Source organism: Candidatus Bathyarchaeota archaeon, from assembly GCA_026014465.1.
Classification (GTDB): Archaea; Thermoproteota; Bathyarchaeia; order Bathyarchaeales; family Bathycorpusculaceae; genus JADGNF01.
On the sequence record JAOZID010000004.1, the window covers coordinates 157,670 to 182,454 of the forward strand.

The window sequence follows — 24,785 nt, forward strand, 5'->3', positions numbered from 1 at the left end:
TTTTAAGAAAACACTTTGACGGTATGAATGCAATGCCTATATAAGATTTTAGTCAAAAAATCCGATTTGAATTGAAAACTCAAAAATTTGGGCTTATTTCGGGCATAATTTGCGTAATTAACGGTTTTTTACTTTGCCAAGTCGGCTTCATGCCAAATCACCCCTGACATGCTGGGCATGCTTATTTTGTTATGCACTCGAAAAAGGTGGCTTTTGCAGGAACAGTCCGAACAGCCAAACCCCAAAACAGACTCATTTGCCTGTGCAATTTGCTTTGCCACTTGGCATTCTTGCGCTTTATCACCCCGCATATAAAACACCTTAACCACCTCTACACACTCATCATTTAGCAGATAATCAATATGCCAAAACAGCCGCTTCTCTTTGCGCAAATGCCTCTCTACCCGCTGCCTCAAATTCCTCTGCGCCGAACCAACATAGACATACAATCCCTCAACAAACGTCTTCTCACCTAATGCTCCTATCTTCAATGTAACGTCCCTGCCGACTTGGATTAAAAGTGTATAGATGCCTTCCAATTTGATGCCCTGCCTGTTTGGGTTTGGATGTGCTGGATGTGGGTGGTTAGGTTTTTTGCATGTACTGTTTTAGGGTGGGTTTTAGTTCGTTGAAGCTTTTTATGACTTTGTCGGCGTGCACTACAACCCATGGGCTAAGGCATTGCATGTCTGAAACTACGATGATTGTTTTGCCTTTTCGTTTGGCGTAGAACAGTTCCATGCACGCACCCGCAGAGAGCTTAGGCAAGTAGACCACCATGACGTCGCATCGGTCAGCATCATCCAAATCGCGCTGAACAAAACCCGAAGCAGGAACCTTATCCCACCAGCAGGGCTCCTCCTTGTTATACAGAACTTTCTCGCGCAGCCACGGATCAATAACTTCGCAGCCCAGTTCCCTGCAAATCTTGGTTACGGTTTCGCGGTATTCCTGATTGTTCTCCATGCCCTGTATTGGTCCTGATATGAAAACTTTCATGGCGCTCACGGTTTTCTAGGGTTGCTGGCGATTTAACATTTTCCCATTGGCTATTCAAGCAGCTTTAGCATTTGCTGGGGGCTGTTAGTGGGCGGCAGGCAGCTTTGACCGCGGCAAACATACGCTGTAGCTTTTCCCTCCAACTGCTTGTACTCGTCTGTTTCCTCTGGCTGTTTTTGGGAAACCGTCAAATTCGGCAAATACACGCTCTGCAACGCTTTACGCATCTGCTCCATGCCCTCATCGTCTTTGGCTCCAACCAAAACCACGTTACCCGCGTTTCCCACGGCAAAGTCCACGCCTGATAGTATGTACGTGTACGCGGCGGGTGCGCCTTGTACTTCTTGGGCAAAAGTTCTAATGAGCTTGCTTGCCATGTCCTCGTAGGCGGGTTCATCAAGCAGCCTTGAGAGTTTTTGCAGGTTCAAAAGCGCCACCGAGTTGCCCGATGGGAACGCGCCGTCGTATACCTGCTTTATTCGGGGCATAGCACTTGGTTTTTGCTGCTCTGTCAAGTAGAATCCCCCATCTGCTTCGTCCCAAAACTTCTGGGTCATGATTTTGGTTAGCTGTGAAGCCGCTTGCAGGTACTTTTCTTCAAACGAAGCCTCATAAACCTCTATGAGCCCAAATACGACAAACGCGTAATCATCCAAGAAGCCCTCGATTGCTCTTTCACCTTCCATGTAGCGATGATACAAAACGCCTTCACTGCTGCGCATGTCCTTTAAGATAAAATCTGCAGCTTTTATGGCGGCTTGCAAATACTGTTTCTCCCCAAAAACTTTGCTTGCCTTAGCCAAAGCGGCAATCATCAAGCCGTTCCAATCCGTCAAAACCTTCTCGTCCTTCGTTGGATGCACACGGTTCTTTCTCACCTGATACAGCGTTTGCTGGATTTTGTCTAACTTGCCGATAAGCTCATCAACCGATAAACCTGTGCTGGCGGCTATGTCTTGGATGGGCTTTGGGAGATGCAGTATGTTCTTGCCTGTTCTTGTACGTGTGGCCGCTTCCACGTAGTTGCCTTCCAAAGACAAGCCAAAAAGAGAAACCGCCAACTTTGCATCCTCAACGGATACTGCCTCCTTTACCTCTGGAAGCGTCCACAAATAAAACCTGCCCTCTTCGCCTTCGCTGTCAGCGTCCTCTGCCGAATAAAACACGCCTTCTTTTGCGGTTAGGTCTCTAAGGACGTATTCTATGGTTTCTTTGGCTGTTATTTTGTATTTGCCTGCTTTTGTGGCTTGGTACGCTTCGGTGTAGGCTAGGGTTAGCCATGCTTGGTCGTAGAGCATCTTTTCAAAATGTGGAACTAGCCAATTCGCGTCGGTGCTGTAGCGGTGGAACCCAAACCCGACTTGGTCAAAAATGCCTCCTCGCCGCATCTGCCCCAATGACTTCTCCACCATCTCTAACGCTTCCTTGTTGCCTGTTCTCTTGTAGTACCTGAGCAGAAACATTAGCGTGTGTGCTCGGGGGAACTTGGGGGCACTGCCAAACCCGCCTCTCTCAGCGTCAAAATCGTACCTGAGCTGCTCAAAAGCCTCATCCAACTCCGCCACGCCAAGCTCAGACACGGGGCTTCTTCTCTGCAACGCTTCTATCTTACTCTTAACATCCGCGCCAACAATATCCAAATGCCTCTGCTGCATACCCCAAACCTGCTGTATCTGTGGAATCAACTGCATAAGCCCTTTCATGCCGTACCTGCCCTCTTTAGGGATGTAGCTGGCGGCAAAAAACGGGTTCAAATTTGGCGTCATTATAACGTGCAGGGGCCATCCGCAGCTTTGCCCGATTTCTTGGCAGACCGCCATGTACGCTGCGTCGATGTCGGGTCTTTCTTCGCGGTCAACTTTTATGCAGACAAATGTTTTGTTGAGGAGCTGGGCAACTTCTGAGTCTTGGAAGCATTCTTTTTCCATGACGTGGCACCAGTGACAGGCAGAGTAGCCTATGCTCAAAAAGATGGGTTTGTTTTCCTTTTTGGCTTTGTCTAAGGCTTCTTGGCTCCATGGGTACCAGTCTACGGGGTTGTAGGCGTGCTGGAGCAAATACGGGCTTTTTTCGTGTATGAGTTTGTTGGGTTTTCTTTCTGGGTTGGGGTTTGCTTGCATTTTTTCTTTCTTCCTTTTGGTGAGTTTGATAAATAGTAGAATGTGGTGTCTGCTGTTGGGTGGGTTGTTTGTGTTATTTAAGGGTCACGGGTTAGTATTTGACGCTTAAGTACAGCAGCACCGAGAGCGCTATAAGCTCAAACGTGTCAGGCAAGAACGCAAACGGTCCCAACCCGAACATGCCAAACCCAAACGCGCCAATCACAAATGGGCTCCACATTACATCTTTAATTAGGAAGAACACTGAGAAAAGCAGTAGCCCAATGGTGAAGTCTGAACGGGTTTTCAGGTATATGCTCGCATAGTTGATGACCAGCACCATCAGAAGGGTTATGTTAATTATAGAGAATACGGTTCGTGCGACGTAGTACAGTTCTATATCTGCAGGGTTAACAAACTGGATAGTCGTGCGCCTGAACGGGAATCCCTCATACGAGTTTGACTGGCTTATCGTGTAAGCTGTCATTGCAACGGCTAACGCAGCCATCGCTAACAAAATCGAAAGAGCAATCAGTATCTTCAGGCTTCGGTTCATATACTTCCCCTTTTGTTGTGCTTCCTTTTCTATTTTTTCCAGATTCTCTTCAGAATCTCCTCAAACACGCCATAGTTCTCCTCCATCGCTTGCGTCAAAAAGTATGTTGCTCCATACTTATCCCCCACCGACGTAACTATCCTGTTCTTCTCCAAAACTTCGAGGTGATACCGCACCGTTTTGTAATCCACTTTAAGCGCCGTAGCCAGCTGATTCGCGTTCTGGGGGGTCTCACGTACTGTCATGATAATTTTTGCTCGTGTAACGCCGCCTCGTGTACCTGCGATTAACCAACCCAGCAAGTATTTAAACGGGCGTACATTACTTGGCATGTTGAGGGCTCCAGAGGTTCTCCCTCACACCTATTCGTCTCTCGTAATAAATTTGTTCCCAAATCTTTAAAGCAGCTTCAAGTTGGCATATTCAAATTTTCAGTTAGCACCTTTTGGTTAACTTTGGCAATTCGGGCAAGATTTGGGAATGATTCTGAAAAACAGTTTTAAACAAAACAGGCTTTCCTTTTGAATGAGAGCCCAACTGCAACCTCTCTTGGAAAACAACCCGCAAGATTTCAGAGCAGCTGGAAGCCTCGCCCCCGTGGTCTCCAGCGCTTTGACGTCTTCGGGTCAAACTAACCCTAACGGGCTATAACTTAGGAGAAATAAAAACATGGAAGATTCACAGTTTCCGCATTCAAATCTGCCTGCTCCTCCAGTGAAACAGCGAAAAAAGCGTTCACTTGCCATGCCCTTAGCGGCTGTTCTCATAATTGGTTTGCTCTGCGGCGGCTTAGTCGGGTACTCTCTTAGCTACATCACCTTCGACGAAAAACTCAACGACCTGCAGATGCAGATACAAAACCTTCCCGAGGAATCCCACTACACACAGGTCTCTAACACGGAGTATTTTGTGGGCGCGAACGGGTCTCTTTCTGATTTGTATGCACAGGTTAAGGATTCCGTGGTGGTTATTCAGGGCTTAACTGTGCAGTATGACATGTTTCGCCGTGCCTACTACTCTTCTGTGCAGGGTTCAGGCTTCGTCTACGACTTTGACGGGCAAATGGTGGTCATAACCAACAACCACGTAGTTGAAGACGTACAAAACATTACCGTGAGTTTCATAAACGGAAACGCCTACCCCGCAACCGTTTTAGGCGCTGACCCCTACGCCGACCTCGCAGTGCTCTCCGCAGACGCCCCAGACGGGGAATTCACGCCGCTTGAAATCGTTGACTCCTCCACCTTAAACGTCGGCGACACCCTAATCGCCGTTGGTGGTCCCTACGGCTTGGCTGGAACCATGACCACTGGCATAGTTAGCGCTTTGGGGCGGACAATCTCTGAAGACCTCTCAGGCGGCTACCCCATCGCCAATGTCATACAAACCACCACCCCAATAAACGCAGGCAACTCTGGCGGACCCCTGTTAAACAGCAACGGACAAGTAGTTGGCATAACAACTGCAATTGTTAGCGACTCTCAAGGGCTCGGATTTGCCATCCCCAGCAGCACGGTGCTACGCGAAATCAGCGACCTAATCTCGGAGGGCTCCTACAATCAGCACCCAACAATTGGTGCCTCTGGAACTGACATGAACTACGAAATCGCGCAGGTCATGAACGTGAACGTAACCTACGGCTGGTTAATCGCCCAAGTCACCAGCGGTGGACCAGCAGACAACGCAGGCATACACGGCGGAACCCAACAAACAACCCTCGCCGACAAAACCGTCATAACCGGCGGAGACATCATCATAGCAATCAACAACGTTAGAATCACCAGCATCGACGACCTCTCCACCTACCTCGAACAAAACACAACCCCCGGAGATGTCATCAACGTAACCATCGTACGCGAAAACCAAACCCTCACCGTAGAACTCACCGTTGGAACCCGACCAGCCACAATCTAACTAACCCCTTCTCCTCTCCTTTTCTGCGTTTGACGTGCTTTTGCCGCTATTCTTATAAGGTCAAAGCTATGAAGTACGGTTTTATGCAGGCAGAAATCGGAATTATCGGCGGAACTGGTCTTTATGACCCTAAACTGCTTTTGAACGCTCAAGAGGTAGAGGTTAACACGCCGTATGGTGCCCCGTCGGGTGCTTTTACGGTGGGTGAGTTGGCGGGCAAGCGTGTAGCTTTTTTGGCTAGGCATGGACGCACCCATACCATACGACCAACAGACGTTAACTCGCGTGCTAACATGTGCGCTTTCAAGAAGCTGGGCGTAGAGCGTATACTGGCGGTTTCCGCAGTAGGCTCCCTCAAAGAAGAGTACCAACCAGGAGACCTTGTTTTCACCGACCAATTCATAGACCGAACAACCAAACGTGAGCAGTCATTTTATCCTTCAGGCGGAAAAATCTGCCACATCACCGTAGCTGAACCCATGTGTCCCCAACTACGCCAAACCCTAACAACCGTAGCCTCCAAATCAGGCATAAAAGCGCACAACTCCGGAACGTATGTGTGCATCGAAGGTCCGCGTTTCTCCACAAAAGCGGAATCTAACCTGTTTCGCAGTTGGGGCGCTGACATCATCGGCATGACCCTTGTTCCTGAATGCGTTTTGGCGCGTGAAGCCGAAATCTGCTATGCCTCCATTGCTATGGTCACGGATTATGACTGCTGGAAAGACCACGCGGTCTGCACGGGCGACATCATCAGCACCATGAAAGCTAACATCGAAAAAGTCAAAAAACTCTTGGCTGAATCTGTTGCCCAGCTTTCCAAAGAGCGAGACTGCATATGCAAAGACGCCCTTAAACAGGCTTTAATGTAATTGAGGACGAACATGATGGATTTGAAATCTAAAATAACCTATAACCCCAACTTTAAAGGCGTGTTTTTTTGGGATATAACCCCACTGCTTAAGGATGGGGCGGCTTTTAAGGAATGTATCGACCAGTTAGCAAATCATTATCGTGGTAAAGATGTTGACGTTATTGTTTCTAATGAGGCGCGTGGTTTCATAGTTGGTGCGGCGTTGGCGTATGCTTTGGGCGTGGGTTTTGTTCCTGTGCGCAAGAAAGGCAAGCTGCCGCGTAAATGCATGGAACTCTCGTACGCGAAAGAATACGAAAGCGACTGCATCGAAATCCATGAAGACGCCATAGACAAAGACGCAAAAGTTTTGCTAATTGACGATTTGCTTGCAACAGGCGGAACCATAAAAGCAAATATTGAACTGGTTGAAAAACTGGGCGGAAAAGTAGTCGGCATAGGCTTTGTTATTGAGCTGCTTTATCTTGAAGGCAGAAAACTAATTGGCGACAAACACGAAATCTTTTCGCTCATAAAATACAAAGACACAAACGTTTAACTTTGCGTGTGGGTTTAGCGGCTAAAAAACGCCGCCCGCATCATATTTTTTATTTGGTGTTTTCTGAAACCAGCGTTTTAAGTTCTGAATCCTGGTTTTTCTTTTGCAGGGTGCCTGTCTTGCCTAGGCTTAACTGTTTTTCGCCTCGGAAGTATGAGACCCGCGCGTTTTCGATTTCCACGAAGTCTCCTGGAGCTACCGCGTCGATTTGGTCGCCCCAAAGGCACAGTTTGACTTTTTCTTGGGTTTCATCTGTTATGACTGCTTTGGCGAGGCTGATTTGGTTTCCGAATTTGGTGTTGACTCGTTTGGGTTTTGAAATCTCAAGCACCTGAGCTTTCAGGTTAGCTTTGGTCATTCCTGGACGCAGATTCTGGATGTTCGTAAAGCTGGTAGATTCTGGTTCTTGGGCCATGTACCCTTTAACCATGTCTGCCCCCATGTATCCCCTCAGCGGGTTTCCTTCTTTTGATAGGAATTCGTTTGTTACGGGAAACTGTGCCAGAACTTGGGTGCCTTCTTTGATCATGAAGATTATGCCGTCTTCGGTTTGGGCGCGGCGTTCTATTCGGAGGTTTCCACATTGGGCTTTTCCTGTCTCGCCAGCAGTGAGCAGAGCAGAAAACAGTGTGTCAGCGTCTACGTCACATTTAACAGTGAGGAACGCAAGGTATTCGCCGGTTGATTTTTTGCTTCTCGTTTTTTAATCCCCTTTTCTCTATTATTATCCAACGCTTAAGTGCGTTGAACATGGACATCAAAGCATCTGAAGAGAGAGTAAAACAGCGCCGTCACTGAAAACTCTATTTCTCTAGAGAACCACGATATCCTTATACATATCAGTAGCAAACTATTTAGGTGTATCCCTCAAAAAACTCTTTTTCTCCATGGCCACTGATGCATTTCTGCCTTTTCAAGGCAACGTTTGACTCATGTGAATTCGCTTCTTTGGACACAATTGAATCGGGTGAGAGCATACATCTAAGCCCCAACACAACAAATCCACATTTCCTCCATCCACAACTACAAACCTACACATCCAACTACAAAAACCTGTCCCCCATCCACCTGCCAATTAACATGCCCTCTACAACCTTTCCCAAACCCACAAGTACATACAACAATCGCCGCTTCGCTTAACACAGCCAACCTCTTAGGATGCAAATAGTAATTCTATGCAGAAACTGGTGGGGGTAGGTGTTTTTTGGTGTGCTTTGATTTTGGTTGGGTGGAGCATAGCAGTTATAAGCAAGCCTGATAATTAGAATGCGCAATAAAGACTGAGTTGAGTAGTTTATGTCGGAAAAACCTTCCCTCTCACTGGTTACCTGCACTAGCTGCGGAAAACCTATTCCTCCGGGCAGTGAAGCTACAAAGTTTCTGTGCCCCAACTGTGGAGAAATCCAGATAAAACGTGACGGAAAATGCCGCAAATTCGGCAGACCCTATAAGTGCCCCAAATGTGGGTTTACAGGACCATAGCGAGGTAATTGCTGTATGGGTCATGTTGTTGTTACTTACAAGGTGTTTCCTGAGGATATCGTCAAGGATTTTGCTCCTTTGAAAGAGCAGATTAAAGGTGTTGTGCCTGATAACGCGGAGATTATGGGTTATGGTGAAGAGCCAATTGCTTTTGGGCTTGTTGCGCTTTTGACGCAAATCCAGTTCTCTGAAGATGAGACAGGCATCGCAGATGATGTGGAAAACAAGCTCTCAGAGTTGCCAGGCATAAGCCAGGTTCAAACTTTGATGGTACGGCGCACCAGCAGATAAACTCTGCCTACGCTCAAACCTTTATATATCATACAAAACCTTCTTTCCTACACCTAAAAATATTTCACAGGTAGGTTTCTAAATGACAGAAAATCACGAAATTCAACTACGCGCAGGCGACGCACGACAACGCGATGTCGGCAGAGGCATCGCCCGAATTGACCAGAGAACCATGCAAAAACTATCCATAAGCGCCGGAGACGTCATCGAAATCATTGCCAAACGAACAACCAGCGCCATAGCCTGGCCTGCATACAGCGAAGACCAAAACCGTGACATAATACGCATTGACGGTTTCACACGTAAAAACGCTGGAGTCGCCATAAACGAATACGTCATCGTCCGACCTGCCAAAGTAAAAACCGCCCTGAGCATAACCCTTGCCCCCGTTGACATGAGGCTCAACGTGGATGAAGACTTTACAAATTTTGTCAAAAACCGTCTCATGGAACGCACCCTAGTCGAAGGCGACACCACCCTAGTTATGATGCTAGGCCATGCCATACCCTTTAACGTCTCCAAAACCCGCCCCCACGGCATAGTCAAAGTCACCGCGGAATCGCGCCTAACCATACTTAACGAACCCGCACCCGAAACCAAAGGGCTGCCACGAACCACCTACGAGGACATCGGCGGCTTGCACGAAGAAATCCAGCGCGTCCGCGAAATGGTAGAGCTCCCCCTGCGCCACCCCGAACTCTTCCAGCGCCTAGGCATCGAACCCCCAAAAGGCGTCCTGCTACACGGTCCGCCGGGCTGTGGCAAAACCCTACTAGCCCGCGCAGTAGCCAACGAGTCCGAAGCCAACTTTTACTCCATAAACGGTCCCGAGATTATGAGCAAATTCTACGGCGAATCCGAAGCGCGCCTGCGTGAAATTTTCCAGCAAGCCCAGCAAAACTCGCCCAGCATCATCTTTGTTGACGAGCTTGACGCGATTGCGCCCAAACGCGAAGAAGTCACAGGCGAGGTCGAACGCCGCGTAGTTGCCCAACTGCTCGCCCTAATGGATGGCCTATCGGGCAGAGGAAACATCATAGTTATCGGTGCAACCAACCGACCCAGCGCCTTAGACCAAGCCCTGCGCCGCCCCGGACGTTTTGACCGCGAAATCGAAATCGGCGTACCAGACAAAAAAGGACGCTACGAAGTCATACAAATCCACACCCGCGGCATGCCCCTTGCAGAAGATGTAGACCTCAAAAAACTCGCAGAAATGACCCACGGCTACACAGGCGCAGACCTATCCGCACTGAGTCGCGAAACCGCCATGAAAGCCCTACGACGGTACCTGCCCCAAATCAACCTAGATGAGGAGCGCATTCCCCCCTCAGTTCTGGAGAAGATGGAGGTTAACATGGACGATTTCGTGAATGCCTACAAAGAAGTTACGCCAACGGCAATGCGTGAAGTCTACATTGAAGTCGCCACTGTTCACTGGAGTGATATCGGTGGTTTGGATGGGGTTAAGCAGCATCTGCGTGAAGCGGTTGAGTGGCCCATGAAAAAACCTGAAATGTTCCAGCGCCTTGGCATCAAACCCCCAAAAGGCATCCTGCTCTACGGTCCGCCGGGCTGTGGCAAAACCTTGCTGGCACGCGCGGTTTCCACGGAAAGCGAAGCCAACTTTATCTCTATCAAAGGTCCCGAAGTTTTCTCCAAATGGGTGGGCGAATCCGAAAAAGCAATCCGTGAAGTTTTCCGTAAAGCCCGCATGGCAGCGCCTGCTGTGATTTTCTTTGACGAAATGGACTCTTTGGTTCCTCAGCGCGGCGCCGGAGGCAGCGACAACGGCGTTTCTGAACGCGTAATTAGCCAGTTGCTCACCGAAATGGACGGCATCCTAAGCCTAGAAGACATCGTAGTAATTGCCGCAACGAACCGTCCTAACCTAATTGACCCAGCAGTGTTGCGTCCTGGCAGATTTGACCGCCTAATTTACGTGCCTGAACCTGACGAGCAAAGCCGCCTAAAAATCTTGGAACTCTACACCGCCAGCATGCCCCTAAAAGACGTGGACCTAAAAGCCATCTCGCTTGCAACCAAATACTACTCAGGTGCAGACCTTGAAAACCTGTGCCGAGAAGCCGCCATGCACGCCCTACGACGCGACATAAACGCCGCAGAAGTTACCATGAAAGACTTCCAAGACGCCATGAAAGAATTCGGTCCCTCCGTAACTCCTGACATGGAAAAATGGTACAAGAGCTTCATGCAGCAAGTACGCCAAATCCAAAAACCCACAACCCCCATAGCATAGGAGAAAAACAAAAAATGCCCGTCCCAACAAAAACCTGGAAAACCCGACCCGCCTACTACTACCTAATGGAAATCCTAAACAAAAAAGGCGACCTCCCCGAAAACGAACTCTTCAACGCATTGCAGCACGAATACGGCGACCTAGGATACAAAGACTTCATCAGCCTCCTCCTCAACCTCGAAGTCGCAGGCAAAATCCGCACCACCTCACTTTCCCGCGGAAAAAAACGCATCGAACTCGTCCACTAAACCCCACGCTTTCCTTTTCTTTTTTGTTTTGGTGAAACTGCTTGCAGGAACCCGTCGCGGTTGTCGGTGCAGGTCCTGCGGGCTCCTTTTTCGCTTATGAACTAGCCAAAAAAGGCGCCGCAGTCACAGTTTTCGAAGAACACCCCCAAGCAGGCTACCCCTCCCACTGCGCAGGACACCTAAGCATCCGCAGCCTACGCAAATTCGGCTTATACCCCCTGCCCCCTCCAATTTTGGAAAACGAGTTCTCCGCCGCCAACTTTTACTCCGCCTATGGAACCAAATTCGCCGTAAAACTCGCAAAGCCCGTGACCTGCGCTGTGAACCGTGCCCTCTTCGACCAGTACCTTGCCCAAAAAGCCCAAGACGCAGGCGCCCAATTCCGCTTCAACAGCCGCGTGCAGTCGCTTATTCGCAAAAACGGCGTAGTCTGCGGCGTAAACGTGCAAAAACCTGACGGGTCTTTGGTTGGGGTGCGTGCGCCGTTGGTTGTGGATGCTGAAGGGATTTCGTCGCGGCTTTTGCGCCAAGCAGGCTTGCGCGGGCTGCGCGGCGACGGGTTAGTTTACGCAATAGAAGCTGAAATCACGGGCGCGCGGGGCGTGGAGGAGCATGCAGTGGAAGTTTACGTGGGCAAAGCGTATGCGCCTGGATTTTACGGCTGGCTCATCCCCCGACCTGACGGCACCGCTAAACTGGGCTTGGCAACCAGCCACGGCAACCCCAAAACGTACCTGCAACGGCTTATCCAAAAGCACCCAGTAGCGTCAAAGCAACTAAAACATGCAAAAATTCAATCCACTGCTTTTCACGCCATCACCCTTGGCGGTCCAATTCCCCAAATGTACACCGACGGCTTTTTAGCTGTTGGCGACTGCGCCTCCCAAGTCAAACCCACCACAGGCGGCGGCGTCATCTTCAGCCTCACATGCGCAAAAACAGCCGCCCAAACCACAAAACAAGCCCTAAACAAAAACGACCTCTCCACCACAACCCTGCAAGCGTACCAAAAACAAACCCACAAACTCCTAAACCACGACTACCAAACCATGCACCACCTCCACAAACTCCTCAACCACACAACCGACAAAAAATTTGATAACACCCTAAAATTCACCAACAAAATCCAACTCCAAAAAGCCCTAACCAACATCGACGAAATCGACCACCAAACCAAAACCCTCCTCGCCATAGCAACCAAACCCCAAACCTACGCCACCCTAACCTACCTACTAACCACCCTACTAAAACCCTAAACAAAACAACACAAAAGTAGACCCCCTCCCCCCTTTTCTGCATACAATTAAAAAATAGCAGACCTTTTTTCCTCTTTGGAGCAAATGAACCTGTAACTTGACAAGTTGCTCTGTTAGTTGTTGTGATTTTATGAAATTGATTCTTGATTATTACCCATATCTTACTTCTTTGAAGTTCTTTCCTAATCTTCTCTTTGTACTTCTTTGAATTTTAGATAATTGCGATTTGCCTGTTTTCACTTCAACTGTTTTTGGTTTCCCTATTTTATTGCCAAAAATATCTCTTTTTTGGACAATGAAGTCTCCACCCCTATGAATCTTTTTACAATCGTTGCCTTGAAGCCTTTGTTGAAGAGCAAAGCTTTCCTCAGCCATCCTACCTCTAAAACGATTATTTGATAACGTTTGACGTTTTGAGAAATTGCGCAATCCCAAATCAAAGCCATTAAAACCAAAAACGTTCTTGGCTTCATTTGAACGCTTGCTTTTCACCTTTTATCGTCCTCATCGGTCTTTGATTAAACTTTAAACCAATCTGGTTCATGGTTTGAGTCGGAGTCATATCGACCATTGCTTTTTCTGTATCGCTTCCTTCGATTTCCACAGAACCGTTCAACGTTGTCGAGTGCAACGTTAGACCCGCCTTCAAAGATGCTTTTTTTCCTGCCCATTTTAATCGATTGATATATGCAATGCTCTGCTTTTAAATTATTCACAATTTGTGGCTTCTGTTTTATCGATTATTGTAACTGTTGATGTGAGGATAAGTACAAAAAAGGGCTTTAAAAGAAATAAAACGTACCTATCTTAGTGTTGCCACCAGTGTTTCTTTTTTGATGTCTTCTCCCTCTTTCCCTTGCCATATTTTTTATAATATTCTTCTACTATGGCATCAACACTCTTCGTTGTTTGTGCATAATTGAGGTATTCTCGATATTCCGCATTTGAATAGACTTCAAGTGGAACCATAAATCTGATGCCATATTTGTTCTCAGTAGTTGTTGCCTTCCCTATTGCTCTCAGTTTCTCTTCTTCTGCTTTTTGTATCGCCTTTTCTTTTGCTTCTTTTTCTGATTGTTCAATTCTTTCTTGTCTGTCTGCTTCATTCATTCTATCCATTGCTTGTTTTATCGCTTGGTTTTGAGTCTTTTCTTCACGTTCTATTTTTTCAATAGTCTTACGCAATAAAATGAAGTCGGGGTGTCCACCTTCGCGTTTGTATTCGGCATGAAACGCCGCCTTTATTCTTGGGTCTCCTTCTACATCAAAAATTGCTTCCCAATCTACAATATATGGAAACTTGGGTTTGAGATGATGCATACAGAACCACTTTTTGCATAGTTCACAGCGATAAATCGGCTTCACTGATGAATCGCCGTTTTTTGTGGAACATTCATGGCATATACCCACCTCATGTGTTTCTGGTTCTATGGCAGACCCCTTCAATCAAGTTATAAACACTTTGCCCTTTTTAGTTTTTATAAATTGTAGGCTTTATCAAATTCCACTGCCTATCGTTTTGGCTTGAGTATGTAGTCGCATGTTATTTTGTCTGCAAATGCTTAAACCTTGGTATGTTAACTTTGTAGCCGTTGAAGTTGGTTTGGTATGCGTGTGTTTGATTATAAGCAGGTGTTGGTGTTTCGTAAGGATTTGCAGTTGAGTAAGGGTAAGTTGGCGGCTCAGGCGGGTCATGCGGCGGTTTCTGCTGCTCAGGAGGCTCATATTCATAATCGGAAGTGGTGGGATGGTTGGTTGTTTGAGGGTCAGCGTAAGATTGCGGTGAAGGTTGAGAATGAGAAGGCGATGCGTAAGTTGGAGGTTGCGGCTGAGGAGTTGGGTTTGCCTCATGCGTTGATTGTGGATGCGGGGTTAACGGAGATTCCTGAGGGGACGGTTACGTGTTTGGGGATTGGTCCTGCGCCTGCGGAGATTATGGATCGTTTGACGGGTCAGCTGCAGTTGCTTTAGGAGCGGTGGTGGTTTGGTGGCTGTTGGGGTTCCTGTTTTGGATTGCAGTTTGGGTCTTGAAGCGTACGCGACCACAACCGCTGGGATAGGCGGCGCGATAAAGCGGGGGGCTGAGGATTTTGTGGTTGAAGAAGTCTTGGTGGACGGCTCCAAAGCATCCGCCACGCCTGAAGAGGTCGCTGGGAAGCCTCCGTTGGGCGCATCTGAGCGGCAGACGCGGTTTTTGCTTTGCAGTTTGGTGAAGCGTAATTGGGATATGTTCATGGCGGTCAAGAATGTAGCGTCGCAGCTTGGCGTTGAGTCGGGGCGCGTGCAGTTTGCAGGCATCAAAGACGCAAAAGCCTTAACCGCGCAGTACGTCACCGTGGAGGGCGCAACCTTCGAATCCGCTGGGAAAGTCAACGTCAAAGACCTCACCCTAACGCCTTTGGGGTACTTTCGAGAAGCCCTCTCCACCTTCTACTTGCTGGGAAACAATTTTCGCATAACCATCCAAGAACCCACGCTAACCGCCGCGGAGGCGCAACAGCAAATCACAAAGACCATAGAGCAGCTACAAGACGTTGGGGGCATACCCAACTTTTACGGTCACCAACGCTTCGGAACCACCCGCCCCATAACACATCTCGTTGGAAAAGCCATCGTCCAAGGCGATTTGGAGCAAGCTGCCCTGCTGTTTTTGGCAAAACCCAGCCCCCACGAACACCCAAGCTCGCGAGAAGCCCGCGCCGCCCTGCAAGAAACCCAAGATTTCCAAAGGGCTCTGCAGGATTTTCCGCGGCAACTGCGCTACGAACGCTATATGCTGGAGCATTTAGCCCAGAGCCCTGGGGATTTTGTGGGGGCGTTTAGGCGTTTGCCCTTAAAGCTGCGTATGTTGTTTGTGCAGGCGTATCAGTCGTTGTTGTTTAACAGGTTTTTGAGTGCACGCCTAAAACAAGGCTTAGCGTTAAACAAGGCTGCGGTGGGGGATTACGTGGTGAATGTGGAGCGCACGGGCTTGGCGATGGTGAAAACAGGCAAAATCGTCGCAGAATCGCAAATAGCGCAGGTGAACGAGCAAATTGCGGCGGGAAAAATGCGGGTGGCGTTGCCTGTGGTCGGTTTTAGCCAGAAACTCTCACAGGGCGAAATCGGACAAACCCAACAGCGCATCATGGCTGAGGAAGGCATAGACCGCCAAAGCTTTCACATGCAACAACTCCCAGAAATCAACGCCCGCGGAGAACTACGCGCCGCCGCCTGCCCCATCCAAAACTTCCAGCACCTAAACAACCCCGCGCAAAGTCCGCAAGTTGAGTTCATGCTGCAAAAAGGCTCCTACGCCACCGTGCTGCTGCGCGAAATCATAAAACCCCAAGACCTCGTAGCGGCAGGCTTCTAACTTTGGGTTAGGTTTCTTCGGGGCATGCTTTGTCGGTTTGGTTTAGGTCGCGTAGGCGGTTGACGCCGTCGATTTCTTTGATGAATGTGGCGGTGGTTTTGGGGACGAGGTTGACCCAGCTTTCGTCTTTTAGCATTTTTTCGCGCACCATGGTGGAGGAGTAGAATTGGCGTTCAAAGAATGGTATGCCTTTTACGCGGTAGCCTGATTCCATGAATAGTCTGCGGGTTAGGGGTTCGTTGGAGTAGACGATTTGGAATTTTGGGGTGTAGCCTTCTAGGGCGCTGACCCACATCATGTGGAGGTGGACGTCGGGGACGGGGACTATCCAGACGCGGCTTAGGTCGGTTTTGGCTTCTTCAAGGGCAGAGCGTATCATAACTAAGCGCTCACCCGTGGTGAAGGGGTTGGTTTTGTCGTGGCTGTACTGGGCGCTGCCAATTACGATTACGAGTTCTTCAACTTCTTCTAAAATGTCTTTGATGGCTTCCAGATGCCCCAAATGAAACGGCTGAAACCTGCCCACATACAATCCCCGAGTAAGCAATACACTGCACCTGCGCCTTCAAAAAAGGACACCCCAAGCATTTATCATTTACTCTTTTTCCCCGCCTGTGCCGCGTTTGGGTTATTTGAGGATGGGTACGTGGGGGTGGCTGGTTTTGATTTGCAGAACCACGTATTTGCTGTTGGTGTAGACTACTTCGAGCCAGTGAGAGTTTAGCAGGCTATGGCTAAAGCGGGTGGCGTCGTAGACTATGTAGCCGATGTAGTTGTCTTGGATTATAGACGCGAAATTGCGGCACTTCACTTCAAAGGGCTCCACGGTTTGATAATCCAGCAATGCTGTGATTTCCTCTTTGCTTTGCAGTTGGGGGTAACTGCTCACCGAAAACGCCAACGTCTGATAAGATACGGAGAGCGTGTAGCCCGCTTCGATTCTGAAAAAGTTGTACTGGAATCTTACGGCGTCTATGCGTCCACTTGCAAGCGCGCCAACGTTTCCTTCGTCGGGAGTGTCTAAGAATTTGAGGGCAAACGCGGTCTGGTTCTGAGATGCGTAAACGGCTACGCTGCTGTTCTCTGGCAAATCCTGCGCGTAAAAGCTGCTGACTGCCCACTGGTTCTCCACAACTTTTGAGGGATTGCTCCACGGGTTCTCCCAGTCCAGTACGTTGGGCACTTGGGCTTGGTCAAATAGCAAGTTGCCTGCTAAGCCTTCGCTCAGGTACAGTTGGGCGTAATTCAGGTCTTCGTTGAGGGCGTTGACCTCCCAGTTAACCGTGAACGCGTACGAGCTGTTGTGCGCAAGTATGGTTTGCTTTAGCGTGAATTCTTGTGCCGTGTAGGTTATGGTGAATTTTTTAGGTGAGGTGCGTTCATCGACTGCTATGGTGCGGTTCAAGCTTGAAAGTTCATACTTGTGGAGGGTGTTGTTTTGGTCGCGGTACGAGAACTGCGAGTCATCCATGTATGAAGAGGTGGCGCGTGTCCAGACCCCGTTCATGGAGATATAGTTCTCGTCGGATATGCCTTCTCTGGCTTCATATAGCCTTAGCAACATAAGCGGGTTTTCCATCTCATAAGCAAGGTCTATGACGCATTCAGCGTTGACGTTCCATTCCACAACAGGGTCAGTTTCAGCTATAATTTCTCTGCCTGAATAAACCCTAAACCAGTGCCCAGGATGCTCAGTAACAACAACCACCGCTGACTTGTCAGGGCTGTTTTGGCTTATCCACCTGCCCGCATCGTAAGCTTCCATGTCTGAGGTGGAGTAAAAAGTGGTTGCTTCCCCGATTTTTCCTGTTACCGTTTGGAACTGCAAGACCATGACCACTGCTAAGATTGCGATGATGGCTAGGGCTGCTGTTTTGAGGGCTTTGTGTTTTATGCCGCTTCTGTTGTTGAAGAAGCTTGCGAGTGAGGTGTCAATTAGTAGTGAGAGCGTGAAGGCTGCGAGGACTGCGAATATGGGTGTTAAGAAGTAGATGAAGCGTTGATAGGGCAGATACAACCCGACGAGGTAGGATTGGGAGAAAAACAGTGGGACCCCAAATGCTAATGCCAAGAGCAGGAAGATTTTGAGGGATTTGCGTTTTTTTAGCTGGAAAAACGTTAATGCGAGTCCTGCGAAGGCGAAGAATAAGATGAAGCCAAAGTTCATGATGAATTCGTCGAAGCTTACGGCGGGTATTTGGTAGAGCATGGTTTGGATTTCGAAGAAGACAATAGAAACAAGCTCGTCTATGTAGGGCAGTATGGGTTGTACATAGTAAATCAGGAAAGCTATGGTGGCTCCTGTGGCGGCGGCGATTATGGCTTTGCGGTATTGCCCCTTGGATTTCAACAAAACCACGATTATGAATGGGGGCAAGATGAATGCTATGAGAAACGTCGTGAGCTGATGCGCTAAAACAACAGAGAAGCCAAGCATGAACGTGATTAGGGTGTGTCCCATGCTTTTAAGCGGCAACGCCAAGTACGTGAACAATAGCATCATAAACGCTATGCTTAAAATGCTGGTGTAGCCGCCCCAAATGTTTATTTCAAAAATTGGAAAACACAAAAGCAGCAACGACGCGGCAAGAACACCCGTTTTTTTGTTGAAAATCTTGGCGGCAAACAGGTAAACCGAGAAAAACAATAGCCAGTTTATCAGCGCCATCACCGCTTTTAGCAAAACGATTTGTTGCTCCACGCTAACCGCGCCTGTGAACACAATAAACGTATCCAACACAATGTGGAACAGGGGCGAATAGAACGCGATGTCGCTTAACGGGATTTTTTCAACTGACAAGAAGTACTGTGCGGTTTGCAGGTGCACGGCGGGGTCGTTTCCTAAAACTAAGCCGTTGGCGCCTAGCAGAGAGTAAAACAGCGCGAAGACTATCGCCGAAAAGACGCCTGTAAATACAGCTTCAAAGGTTTGCTGATTTTTGCCAAAACCGACCATCAAGTGGTCTCCTCTTTTTGCTCCCCGCTATTTGCGCACTTGGAATATGGCTACTTCATTGTTAATAAATACAAGGTCAAAGAGGGGGTCTTTGGAGAAACGCGGGATTTGCTCAGCGCTGCGTGTGGCTATGTATGAGGCGTTGAGGTCTGCTACGGCTTGATGGTAATCGAAAACCTCCAAGGGCAACTCTTCTGTGGTTTGCAGGTATGTGCTGGTGTAGTTGGCGACTAATTCTTTGTAGAAGCTGGTTTCTTTTTGTGGTGTTGTGGGGTTGGGGTTTTCTTCGTATTCGTAGAGTCCCAGATGGAAACAAATCTCTGCGTTGTCTTGGGCGTTTAGGTTATAGAGCAACCCCAGACCTGCCAAGTTATCCTTGGTTAACTGCGTAACCACAGGCTGTCCCTCGACGAATATGAACTGGCAAACAACTTTCATGTTGTAGTCAACCAAAGCCGTTACCGCTTGGGTTTCGCCTTCGATTAGCATGCCTTTAGTGTGGAACATGAAATTCAGCGTCAAAAGCTCCACTTCAGGCTTCAAAACTTCAAACCCAACCGTCACAACCGCAAAACTTTTGCCCGCCTCAACCACCGTCTGCTGCGTATAACTAAACAACTCATTCCCATACGTCACACAAATCATTGCACCCTCACTGCTGTTCTCCAAATGCATATCCAAAAGAGAAAGCTGCGCCAAATCAACAATCTGCACCTCCCCCTCATTTTGCAGCATAACCGTTATCTCATCACTGCTCAAATGGCAAAACGGATACGGAAAATACTGATTGTCCAGTTTAGCCAGAAAAATTGGGTTGTGGCGTCCTATGTGTCCGCCGTCTTCTCGGATTTGGATTAATCCGTTGTCGATTAGGTAGTTTGTGTCTAGCAGGTAGCGTGCGGCTTGGGCGGGTTCGAATTCGCGTGCGTTGGCAAGGTACTGGGGGTCAACGGCGCTTATGGTTGCGCGTTGGGCAAAACCTGAAAACCACCAGCCATACTGAGCATCCGTAACAAACACCGCATCCTTTGGCGTGTTGCTTTGTGCCCACTGAATCGCCTCGTACTTGGGGTCATCCATAAGTTGATAGAAACTTTGCGTAGTTATGCCCTGCGTAGGCGGAGAAAAGATGGGAACCGCCAAAAACGCAACCAACACGAAAACCGAAAACAACACTGCAAGAATATTTTTGTGCGTAAGATAGGCCAGTACTTGCTGGGCTTTTTTGTTTAGCTTGATTTGCGGCGCGTTTTTTGCTAGACCCACCAGAGTCTGGCTTGCATCGGCAAAGAACCGTGCGCCATGGTCGATGCCTAGCGTGATTAGCATTATAACGGGCAAAATGACAAAGTACAAGAAACGGTTATAATCCGTGTACAACCCCACCAAATACCCCTGTGTGAGCGCCGCAGGAATTAGTGTCCAAACAAACAGCAAAACCGCTGGAACTGACAAAAACTTGCCTCTGTAGCGCCAGGAAAACAAGAAGAACAAAATCATGCCTGCAAAAAGCGGAACCACCATATCTAACGGCAAAACCTTTGTGGAAAGTAACGCCAACCTGATATCTGCAACGCCCCCCGTGAAGGTTCCTGAATTAGAACCCAAATACGCGGGCGCAACCTGAATCACAAACGGCGCAATCATCAACGCCCCCAAAACAATGGGCACAAACCACGAAAGCAAACTTAGCCTTCCAACTTGGATTTTTTTTGCCAAAACAAAACACAAAGCTACCGTGACAAAAATTATCGCAACAAACATGACCGAACTTAGCGAATGCGTAAGAAATATCGCCGCTGAAACAAACGACGCTGCCACAATAAAGGGTAACGGTTTTAGGCGGTCTTTTTCCAAAAACAAGTAGAACGCTAAGGGAATGAGCATGAGGGTTACTACGTTGGGGTAGCCGCCCCACATTAGCATTTCAATGTCGAATCTTGAAACTGCTACCAGAAACGAGATTATCAAAGCGGCTGAGGTGTTCCAGACTTTTTGGGTTATCAAAAACGCAACCAAGACAATAAACGAGGAGAACAGTGAAACCACAAAGGCGTGAGCCATGTAGTCGGGCATGCCTGTTAGCAGGATGATGTAGGATGTGAAGATGTGGTAGCCTGGGAAGGTAACTGAGCTGCCTCCTCCCATGTGATAGTAGTTCCACAGAAAATCTGTGTTGCCGCCCTGCGTGATTGAGTAGACTATGCTGTTGTGCAAACCAATGTCCGCGCCTGGAGGAAAACCCTGACGCAGCATCAAAAATATGCGGTACACAAAAGAAAACGCCGCAATCAGAATCAACAGCACATGCTTCTTGGACGGTTTACTCATCTACTGCATTCCTCAGCTAACCGCTTTTTTGCATTTAGAGAACTGATTAGTGAAGTCAAAGTTTAAATAGCTATTCCAATATAAAACCCGACGGTTAATCAATCTAAGAAATAGGTGTGTTTGAAAATGTCCTGGCTAAAATCTATGATGGAAAAGGAACCACCAGAACCAACGAATCCTCTTGGCACAGTTGTCATCGGCAACATTGAACCAGACATGCACGACACGGCAAAAGAAGCTGTTCGTAAAGCTCTAAAACGTGCAGGCTTCAAAACAGTTGACGTAGGCAAGAGCGCACCCATCGATGCGTTCATCACCAAAATCAAAGAAAGCAACGCAAACGTACTGGCACTCTCTGTCAACACCATACCCGCAAAGAACCAGCTACCCAAAATGATGGAAGCACTAAAGGCTGCCGGTCTAGACAGCATCAAAATCATTATGGGCGGCGCAGCAGTCAAGAAAGACGACGCAGACGCAATCGGCGCACTCTTTGGTAAAAACAAAGAAGAAGCTCCCGAAATCGCAAAGAAAGCAGTCGGCCAATAAACTGTTAATCAGATGAGGCAACAACGATGAAAAGATTCAATACCGAACAAAAAGTTTACCAAGTCGGAAAAGTTCAGGTTGGAGGCCAACCTGGCGAACTGCCAACTTTCCTTATTGGTTCTATCTTCTGGCTAGGCCAGAAAATGGTTCAGGATGCAAATAAAGGCATTTTTGATGCCAAAATGGCTGAAGATATCATCAACAAGATGCAGACTCAAAGTGACATCAGCGGTGTTCCCTTTGCTTTTGACATTGTCGGAACTACCGAAACTGCTTTCTCAAAATACATTGACTTCGTTGCTACTCACAGTGATGCTCCTTTGATGTTGGACGCTATGAGTCCACGAACTCGTATGGCTGCTGCTGGCATGGCTAAAGAAATGGGTCTACAAGACCGTTGCTTGTACAACTCTGTCTACAAAGGCGTCACCGATGCAGAAATCGAGAAACTAAAAGACAGCGGCATCCAAATGTCAATTGTTCTAGCTGACAACCCCAAAGACAACAGTCTAGAAGGCAAAATGACAGTTATCGAAGAAGCCTTGGCTCTAGCTGACAAAGCTGGAATCACAAAGCCTCTAATTGACACTGCCATCCCCGCATTCGCTCCCGACATGGGCACAGCAGTGCGCACCATACCAATCATGAAAGAAAAGTATGGTCACCCCGTTGGTTTAGGCAGCGGCAACGTTGTTACAACCATGGGCTGGGTAAAAGCTCACATCGAGAAAACCTTCCGCAAGGGCTGTGTCACCGCAACCAACGCTATCATGCAGACAATGGGCGCAAACTGGCTCATGATTGGCCCCGCAGAGCAAGCTGAATGGGTATTCCCAGCAGTCGCAGTCGTAGACACATACATCGCATCCGCAGCTGCAGATCTAGAAACTCGTCCACTACACGAGGAAGCACCAATCTTCAAGATGTTCCTCTAACCTCCACCCCTTTTCATTTTTTGTTGTCTTATCCGCGAAGGACCAAACGGTGAACCCCATCAAATGGCTAAGCGCAATCATCTCTTACATAGCCGTAACCTTGCTTTGCGTTTACCTAATACCCGCTGATTCAACGCTGTCGGCGTTCACCTCTTTTTTTGGCTTCACATTCGTAGCTTTCGTACCTGGCTACTGCCTTGTTAACCTGCTTTTCCACGACGGCAAACTAGACCTGCCCGAAACCGCCGTGCTCTCAGTCGCGTTAAGCTTTAGCATCGCAGGCATCTCTGGGCTGTTTCTAGGCATCTCGCCCCTTGGACTCACCGTCAACTCTATAACCCTCACCCTAAGCAGCATCGTAGCAGCCACAGCCGCGTTCGCTTTCCTGCGAAAAACAGGCATGCTCCACCTGCGAAAACACGCCCCCTTAATCTAACTAACCCACAGCACGTAACGCATGTTGGATTGCCCGCTTGTTCAATCAATCTTTATATGAGTGTTCTTAACGGTTAGTTCCCTTCAAGCTTGGGAACCTTCATGAAAACTGCAATCCAATCCAGACATAACCAAAACAACTTGGCTCTGCTTGTTTTATGCACGGTTTTGTTTGTGATTGCAGTAGCTGACACCGTCCTGAACCTTGCTTTGCCTTCTATTTCGGGTAATCTGGGCGCAACTGCTACTCAGCTTTTGTGGATTGTTGACATCTACCTTTTGGTTGTAGCTGCTTTGCAGTTGGCTTTTGGGTCAATTGGCGACCGCTACGGACGCAAACGCCTCCTCCAAACAGGTCTAGTCATCTTTGGGTTAGGCTCCTTAGGCGCAGCGTTTTCCACCTCCGCAGATATGCTCATACTGTTTCGCAGCACCACTGGCGTGGGCGCAGCCATAATGATGCCCTCTACGCTCTCGATTCTAACCGACGTTTTTCGAGAACCCAAAGAACGCGCAAGAGCCATAGCCGTCTGGTCAAGCGTGTTTAGTTTAGGCGCGGCGTTTGGACCCATAATCGGCGGTTACTTGCTTGGTCATTTTGCTTGGTCCTCAATTTTCTACCTTAACTTGCCCATCGTTGCCATAGGCTTAGTTGGCAGTGTCTTGTTCTTGCCTGAATCCCGCGACAAAAACAGTCCTAAACCAAACCTGCTTAGCGTCATACTCTCCACGTTAGGGCTGATGTTTCTTGTTTACGCCATCATAACTGCGGGTGAATGCGGCTGGTTCTCCAGCAACGTCTTAACCTCTTTTGGAATAGCTGGGCTGTTTCTGCTGGGCTTTGTTTTGTGGGAGCGCCGCTCAGCTAATTCTTTGTTGCCCTTGAGCTTTTTCAGGAACATGTCGTTTACGGCGTCACTTGTAGCGTTGACTCTTAGCACTTTCGCGTTAATGAGTTCTATCTTGTTCTTTAGCCAGTACCTGCAGTCCGTACAAGGATACAGCCCCTTCATAACTGGAATTAGCATGCTGCCCCTTAGCGTAATTGTCTTCATCACCACCCTGCTCTCCGTCAAAGTCAACGAAAGAATCGGCGCCAAACTAACCATAAGCACTGGGCTCTCCACAGCAGGCTGCGGACTACTCTTCTTTAGCCTAACCGCCGCAACCCAAAACCCCTACGCCCTAACCGTCATTCCTCTGCTGCTAATTGCCGTAGGCATCGGCTTAGTCATGAGCCCCGCAACCAACGCCGTCATGAACTCCATACCCACAAGCCGCGCAGGGATAGGCTCAGCCATGAACGACACCACCCGACAAATCGGCGGCGCACTAGGCATAGCCGTACTCGGCTCGATTGTCAACTCCACCTACCTCCAGCAAGTAACCTCCTCACAAACCATAGCCGCCCTACCCGCCCACATCGCCAAAGCCATATACAGCAGCATCCAAAACGCGCAAATCGCCGCCGCCCAACTCTCTCCCGACCTTGCCGCAGAAGTAATTAACTTCACAAAACAAGCCTTCGTAGACGGCTTAACCCACTCCGTATTCACAGGCGCACTTATCCTGTTCTTTGCCGCAACAACAATCCTGCTCATTTTCCCTTCAAGAACAAAAACCACAAAACCCCATAGTTGAGCCAATGACCGTTGGTGGCAATTGTATACTGATAAATAGGTTGTTGCGGTTATAATTGTATGCAAT

27 protein-coding genes are annotated in these 24,785 nt (G+C 48.4%); 15 read left to right on the forward strand and 12 right to left on the reverse strand.

The window, feature by feature from the left end; all coding sequences use genetic code 11:
- Nucleotides 1-128: 128 nt before the first annotated feature.
- The 5 genes from NWF04_00795 to NWF04_00815 form a co-directional block, all read right to left on the reverse strand.
- Nucleotides 129-539, reverse strand: coding sequence for a GIY-YIG nuclease family protein (locus NWF04_00795; protein ID MCW4005125.1), 411 nt, complete (start codon nt 537-539; stop codon nt 129-131).
- A 46-nt stretch (nt 540-585) separates the two neighbouring features.
- Nucleotides 586-999 (reverse strand): nucleoside 2-deoxyribosyltransferase, encoded by a 414-nt coding sequence (locus NWF04_00800; protein ID MCW4005126.1) that lies wholly within the window; start codon nt 997-999, stop codon nt 586-588.
- Nucleotides 1,000-1,049: 50 nt separating this feature from the next.
- Nucleotides 1,050-3,119, reverse strand: coding sequence for a thioredoxin domain-containing protein (locus NWF04_00805; GenBank protein MCW4005127.1), 2,070 nt, complete (start codon nt 3,117-3,119; stop codon nt 1,050-1,052).
- 91 nt (nt 3,120-3,210) lie between these two features.
- Nucleotides 3,211-3,654: a hypothetical protein gene (locus tag NWF04_00810; protein ID MCW4005128.1), complete on the reverse strand. Its 444-nt coding sequence runs from the start codon at nt 3,652-3,654 to the stop codon at nt 3,211-3,213.
- A 29-nt stretch (nt 3,655-3,683) separates the two neighbouring features.
- Nucleotides 3,684-3,986 carry a winged helix-turn-helix domain-containing protein gene (locus NWF04_00815; GenBank protein MCW4005129.1) on the reverse strand — a complete coding sequence of 101 codons (303 nt, stop codon included), beginning with the start codon at nt 3,984-3,986 and terminating at the stop codon, nt 3,684-3,686.
- Between the two features lie 337 nt (nt 3,987-4,323).
- Between NWF04_00815 and NWF04_00820 the strand changes: the two genes are divergently transcribed.
- The 3 genes from NWF04_00820 to apt all read left to right on the forward strand — a co-directional run bounded on the left by NWF04_00820 (nt 4,324) and on the right by apt (nt 6,980).
- A complete protein-coding gene (locus NWF04_00820) occupies nt 4,324-5,568 on the forward strand; it encodes a trypsin-like peptidase domain-containing protein (protein ID MCW4005130.1) in 1,245 nt (414 codons plus the stop codon).
- 83 nt (nt 5,569-5,651) lie between these two features.
- Nucleotides 5,652-6,440: an S-methyl-5'-thioadenosine phosphorylase gene (mtnP, locus tag NWF04_00825; protein ID MCW4005131.1), complete on the forward strand. Its 789-nt coding sequence runs from the start codon at nt 5,652-5,654 to the stop codon at nt 6,438-6,440.
- 15 nt (nt 6,441-6,455) lie between these two features.
- Nucleotides 6,456-6,980, forward strand: a complete 525-nt coding sequence (gene apt, locus NWF04_00830; protein MCW4005132.1) for an adenine phosphoribosyltransferase — start codon at nt 6,456-6,458, stop codon at nt 6,978-6,980.
- 49 nt (nt 6,981-7,029) lie between these two features.
- Here apt and NWF04_00835 read toward each other — a convergent pair whose 3' ends face one another.
- On the reverse strand, nt 7,030-7,509 hold the full coding sequence (locus NWF04_00835; GenBank protein MCW4005133.1) for a hypothetical protein: 480 nt from the start codon (nt 7,507-7,509) through the stop codon (nt 7,030-7,032).
- 419 nt (nt 7,510-7,928) lie between these two features.
- On the opposite strand from NWF04_00835, the gene NWF04_00840 reads away from it, so the two are divergent.
- The 6 genes from NWF04_00840 (at nt 7,929) to NWF04_00865 (ending at nt 12,517) form a co-directional block, all read left to right on the forward strand.
- Nucleotides 7,929-8,120 carry a hypothetical protein gene (locus NWF04_00840; GenBank protein MCW4005134.1) on the forward strand — a complete coding sequence of 64 codons (192 nt, stop codon included), beginning with the start codon at nt 7,929-7,931 and terminating at the stop codon, nt 8,118-8,120.
- Between the two features lie 156 nt (nt 8,121-8,276).
- Nucleotides 8,277-8,462, forward strand: coding sequence for a zinc finger domain-containing protein (locus tag NWF04_00845; GenBank protein ID MCW4005135.1), 186 nt, complete (start codon nt 8,277-8,279; stop codon nt 8,460-8,462).
- A 15-nt stretch (nt 8,463-8,477) separates the two neighbouring features.
- A complete protein-coding gene (locus tag NWF04_00850) occupies nt 8,478-8,753 on the forward strand; it encodes an elongation factor 1-beta (GenBank protein MCW4005136.1) in 276 nt (91 codons plus the stop codon).
- An 82-nt stretch (nt 8,754-8,835) separates the two neighbouring features.
- Complete coding sequence (locus tag NWF04_00855) at nt 8,836-11,013, forward strand: CDC48 family AAA ATPase (GenBank protein MCW4005137.1); 2,178 nt, start codon at nt 8,836-8,838, stop codon at nt 11,011-11,013.
- A 14-nt stretch (nt 11,014-11,027) separates the two neighbouring features.
- Nucleotides 11,028-11,261 carry a hypothetical protein gene (locus tag NWF04_00860; GenBank protein MCW4005138.1) on the forward strand — a complete coding sequence of 78 codons (234 nt, stop codon included), beginning with the start codon at nt 11,028-11,030 and terminating at the stop codon, nt 11,259-11,261.
- A gap of 41 nt (nt 11,262-11,302) precedes the next feature.
- Entirely contained in the window at nt 11,303-12,517 is a 1,215-nt protein-coding gene (locus NWF04_00865) for an NAD(P)/FAD-dependent oxidoreductase (GenBank protein MCW4005139.1), read from the forward strand.
- Nucleotides 12,518-12,667: 150 nt separating this feature from the next.
- On the opposite strand, the gene NWF04_00870 is transcribed toward NWF04_00865, so the two are convergent.
- From NWF04_00870 to NWF04_00880, 3 genes are all read right to left on the reverse strand, one after another.
- Nucleotides 12,668-13,009: a hypothetical protein gene (locus NWF04_00870; protein ID MCW4005140.1), complete on the reverse strand. Its 342-nt coding sequence runs from the start codon at nt 13,007-13,009 to the stop codon at nt 12,668-12,670.
- Nucleotides 12,987-13,166, reverse strand: a complete 180-nt coding sequence (locus NWF04_00875) for a hypothetical protein (GenBank protein MCW4005141.1) — start codon at nt 13,164-13,166, stop codon at nt 12,987-12,989. The genes NWF04_00870 and NWF04_00875 overlap by 23 nt, the downstream gene beginning before the upstream one ends.
- 158 nt (nt 13,167-13,324) lie before the next feature.
- The gene (locus NWF04_00880) at nt 13,325-13,882 is read right to left on the reverse strand and encodes a hypothetical protein (GenBank protein MCW4005142.1); all 558 of its coding nucleotides are present in this window, start codon (nt 13,880-13,882) and stop codon (nt 13,325-13,327) included.
- Nucleotides 13,883-14,131: 249 nt separating this feature from the next.
- On the opposite strand from NWF04_00880, the gene pth2 reads away from it, so the two are divergent.
- Nucleotides 14,132-14,488: a peptidyl-tRNA hydrolase Pth2 gene (gene pth2, locus NWF04_00885; protein MCW4005143.1), complete on the forward strand. Its 357-nt coding sequence runs from the start codon at nt 14,132-14,134 to the stop codon at nt 14,486-14,488.
- A 16-nt stretch (nt 14,489-14,504) separates the two neighbouring features.
- Nucleotides 14,505-15,872, forward strand: a complete 1,368-nt coding sequence (gene truD, locus NWF04_00890; GenBank protein MCW4005144.1) for a tRNA pseudouridine(13) synthase TruD — start codon at nt 14,505-14,507, stop codon at nt 15,870-15,872.
- 7 nt (nt 15,873-15,879) lie between these two features.
- On the opposite strand, the gene NWF04_00895 is transcribed toward truD, so the two are convergent.
- The 3 genes from NWF04_00895 to NWF04_00905 form a co-directional block, all read right to left on the reverse strand.
- Complete coding sequence (locus NWF04_00895) at nt 15,880-16,419, reverse strand: nicotinamide-nucleotide adenylyltransferase (protein MCW4005145.1); 540 nt, start codon at nt 16,417-16,419, stop codon at nt 15,880-15,882.
- An 81-nt stretch (nt 16,420-16,500) separates the two neighbouring features.
- Nucleotides 16,501-18,831, reverse strand: a complete 2,331-nt coding sequence (locus tag NWF04_00900; GenBank protein ID MCW4005146.1) for a hypothetical protein — start codon at nt 18,829-18,831, stop codon at nt 16,501-16,503.
- A 24-nt stretch (nt 18,832-18,855) separates the two neighbouring features.
- On the reverse strand, nt 18,856-21,159 hold the full coding sequence (locus NWF04_00905) for a hypothetical protein (protein MCW4005147.1): 2,304 nt from the start codon (nt 21,157-21,159) through the stop codon (nt 18,856-18,858).
- A 126-nt stretch (nt 21,160-21,285) separates the two neighbouring features.
- Between NWF04_00905 and NWF04_00910 the strand changes: the two genes are divergently transcribed.
- The 4 genes from NWF04_00910 to NWF04_00925 all read left to right on the forward strand — a co-directional run bounded on the left by NWF04_00910 (nt 21,286) and on the right by NWF04_00925 (nt 24,719).
- Nucleotides 21,286-21,708, forward strand: a complete 423-nt coding sequence (locus NWF04_00910) for a cobalamin-dependent protein (protein MCW4005148.1) — start codon at nt 21,286-21,288, stop codon at nt 21,706-21,708.
- A gap of 26 nt (nt 21,709-21,734) precedes the next feature.
- Nucleotides 21,735-22,643, forward strand: coding sequence for a hypothetical protein (locus NWF04_00915; GenBank protein MCW4005149.1), 909 nt, complete (start codon nt 21,735-21,737; stop codon nt 22,641-22,643).
- 49 nt (nt 22,644-22,692) lie between these two features.
- Complete coding sequence (locus NWF04_00920; GenBank protein ID MCW4005150.1) at nt 22,693-23,079, forward strand: DUF1616 domain-containing protein; 387 nt, start codon at nt 22,693-22,695, stop codon at nt 23,077-23,079.
- Between the two features lie 101 nt (nt 23,080-23,180).
- The gene (locus NWF04_00925) at nt 23,181-24,719 is read left to right on the forward strand and encodes a DHA2 family efflux MFS transporter permease subunit (GenBank protein MCW4005151.1); all 1,539 of its coding nucleotides are present in this window, start codon (nt 23,181-23,183) and stop codon (nt 24,717-24,719) included.
- The last annotated feature ends 66 nt before the right edge of the window (nt 24,720-24,785 follow it).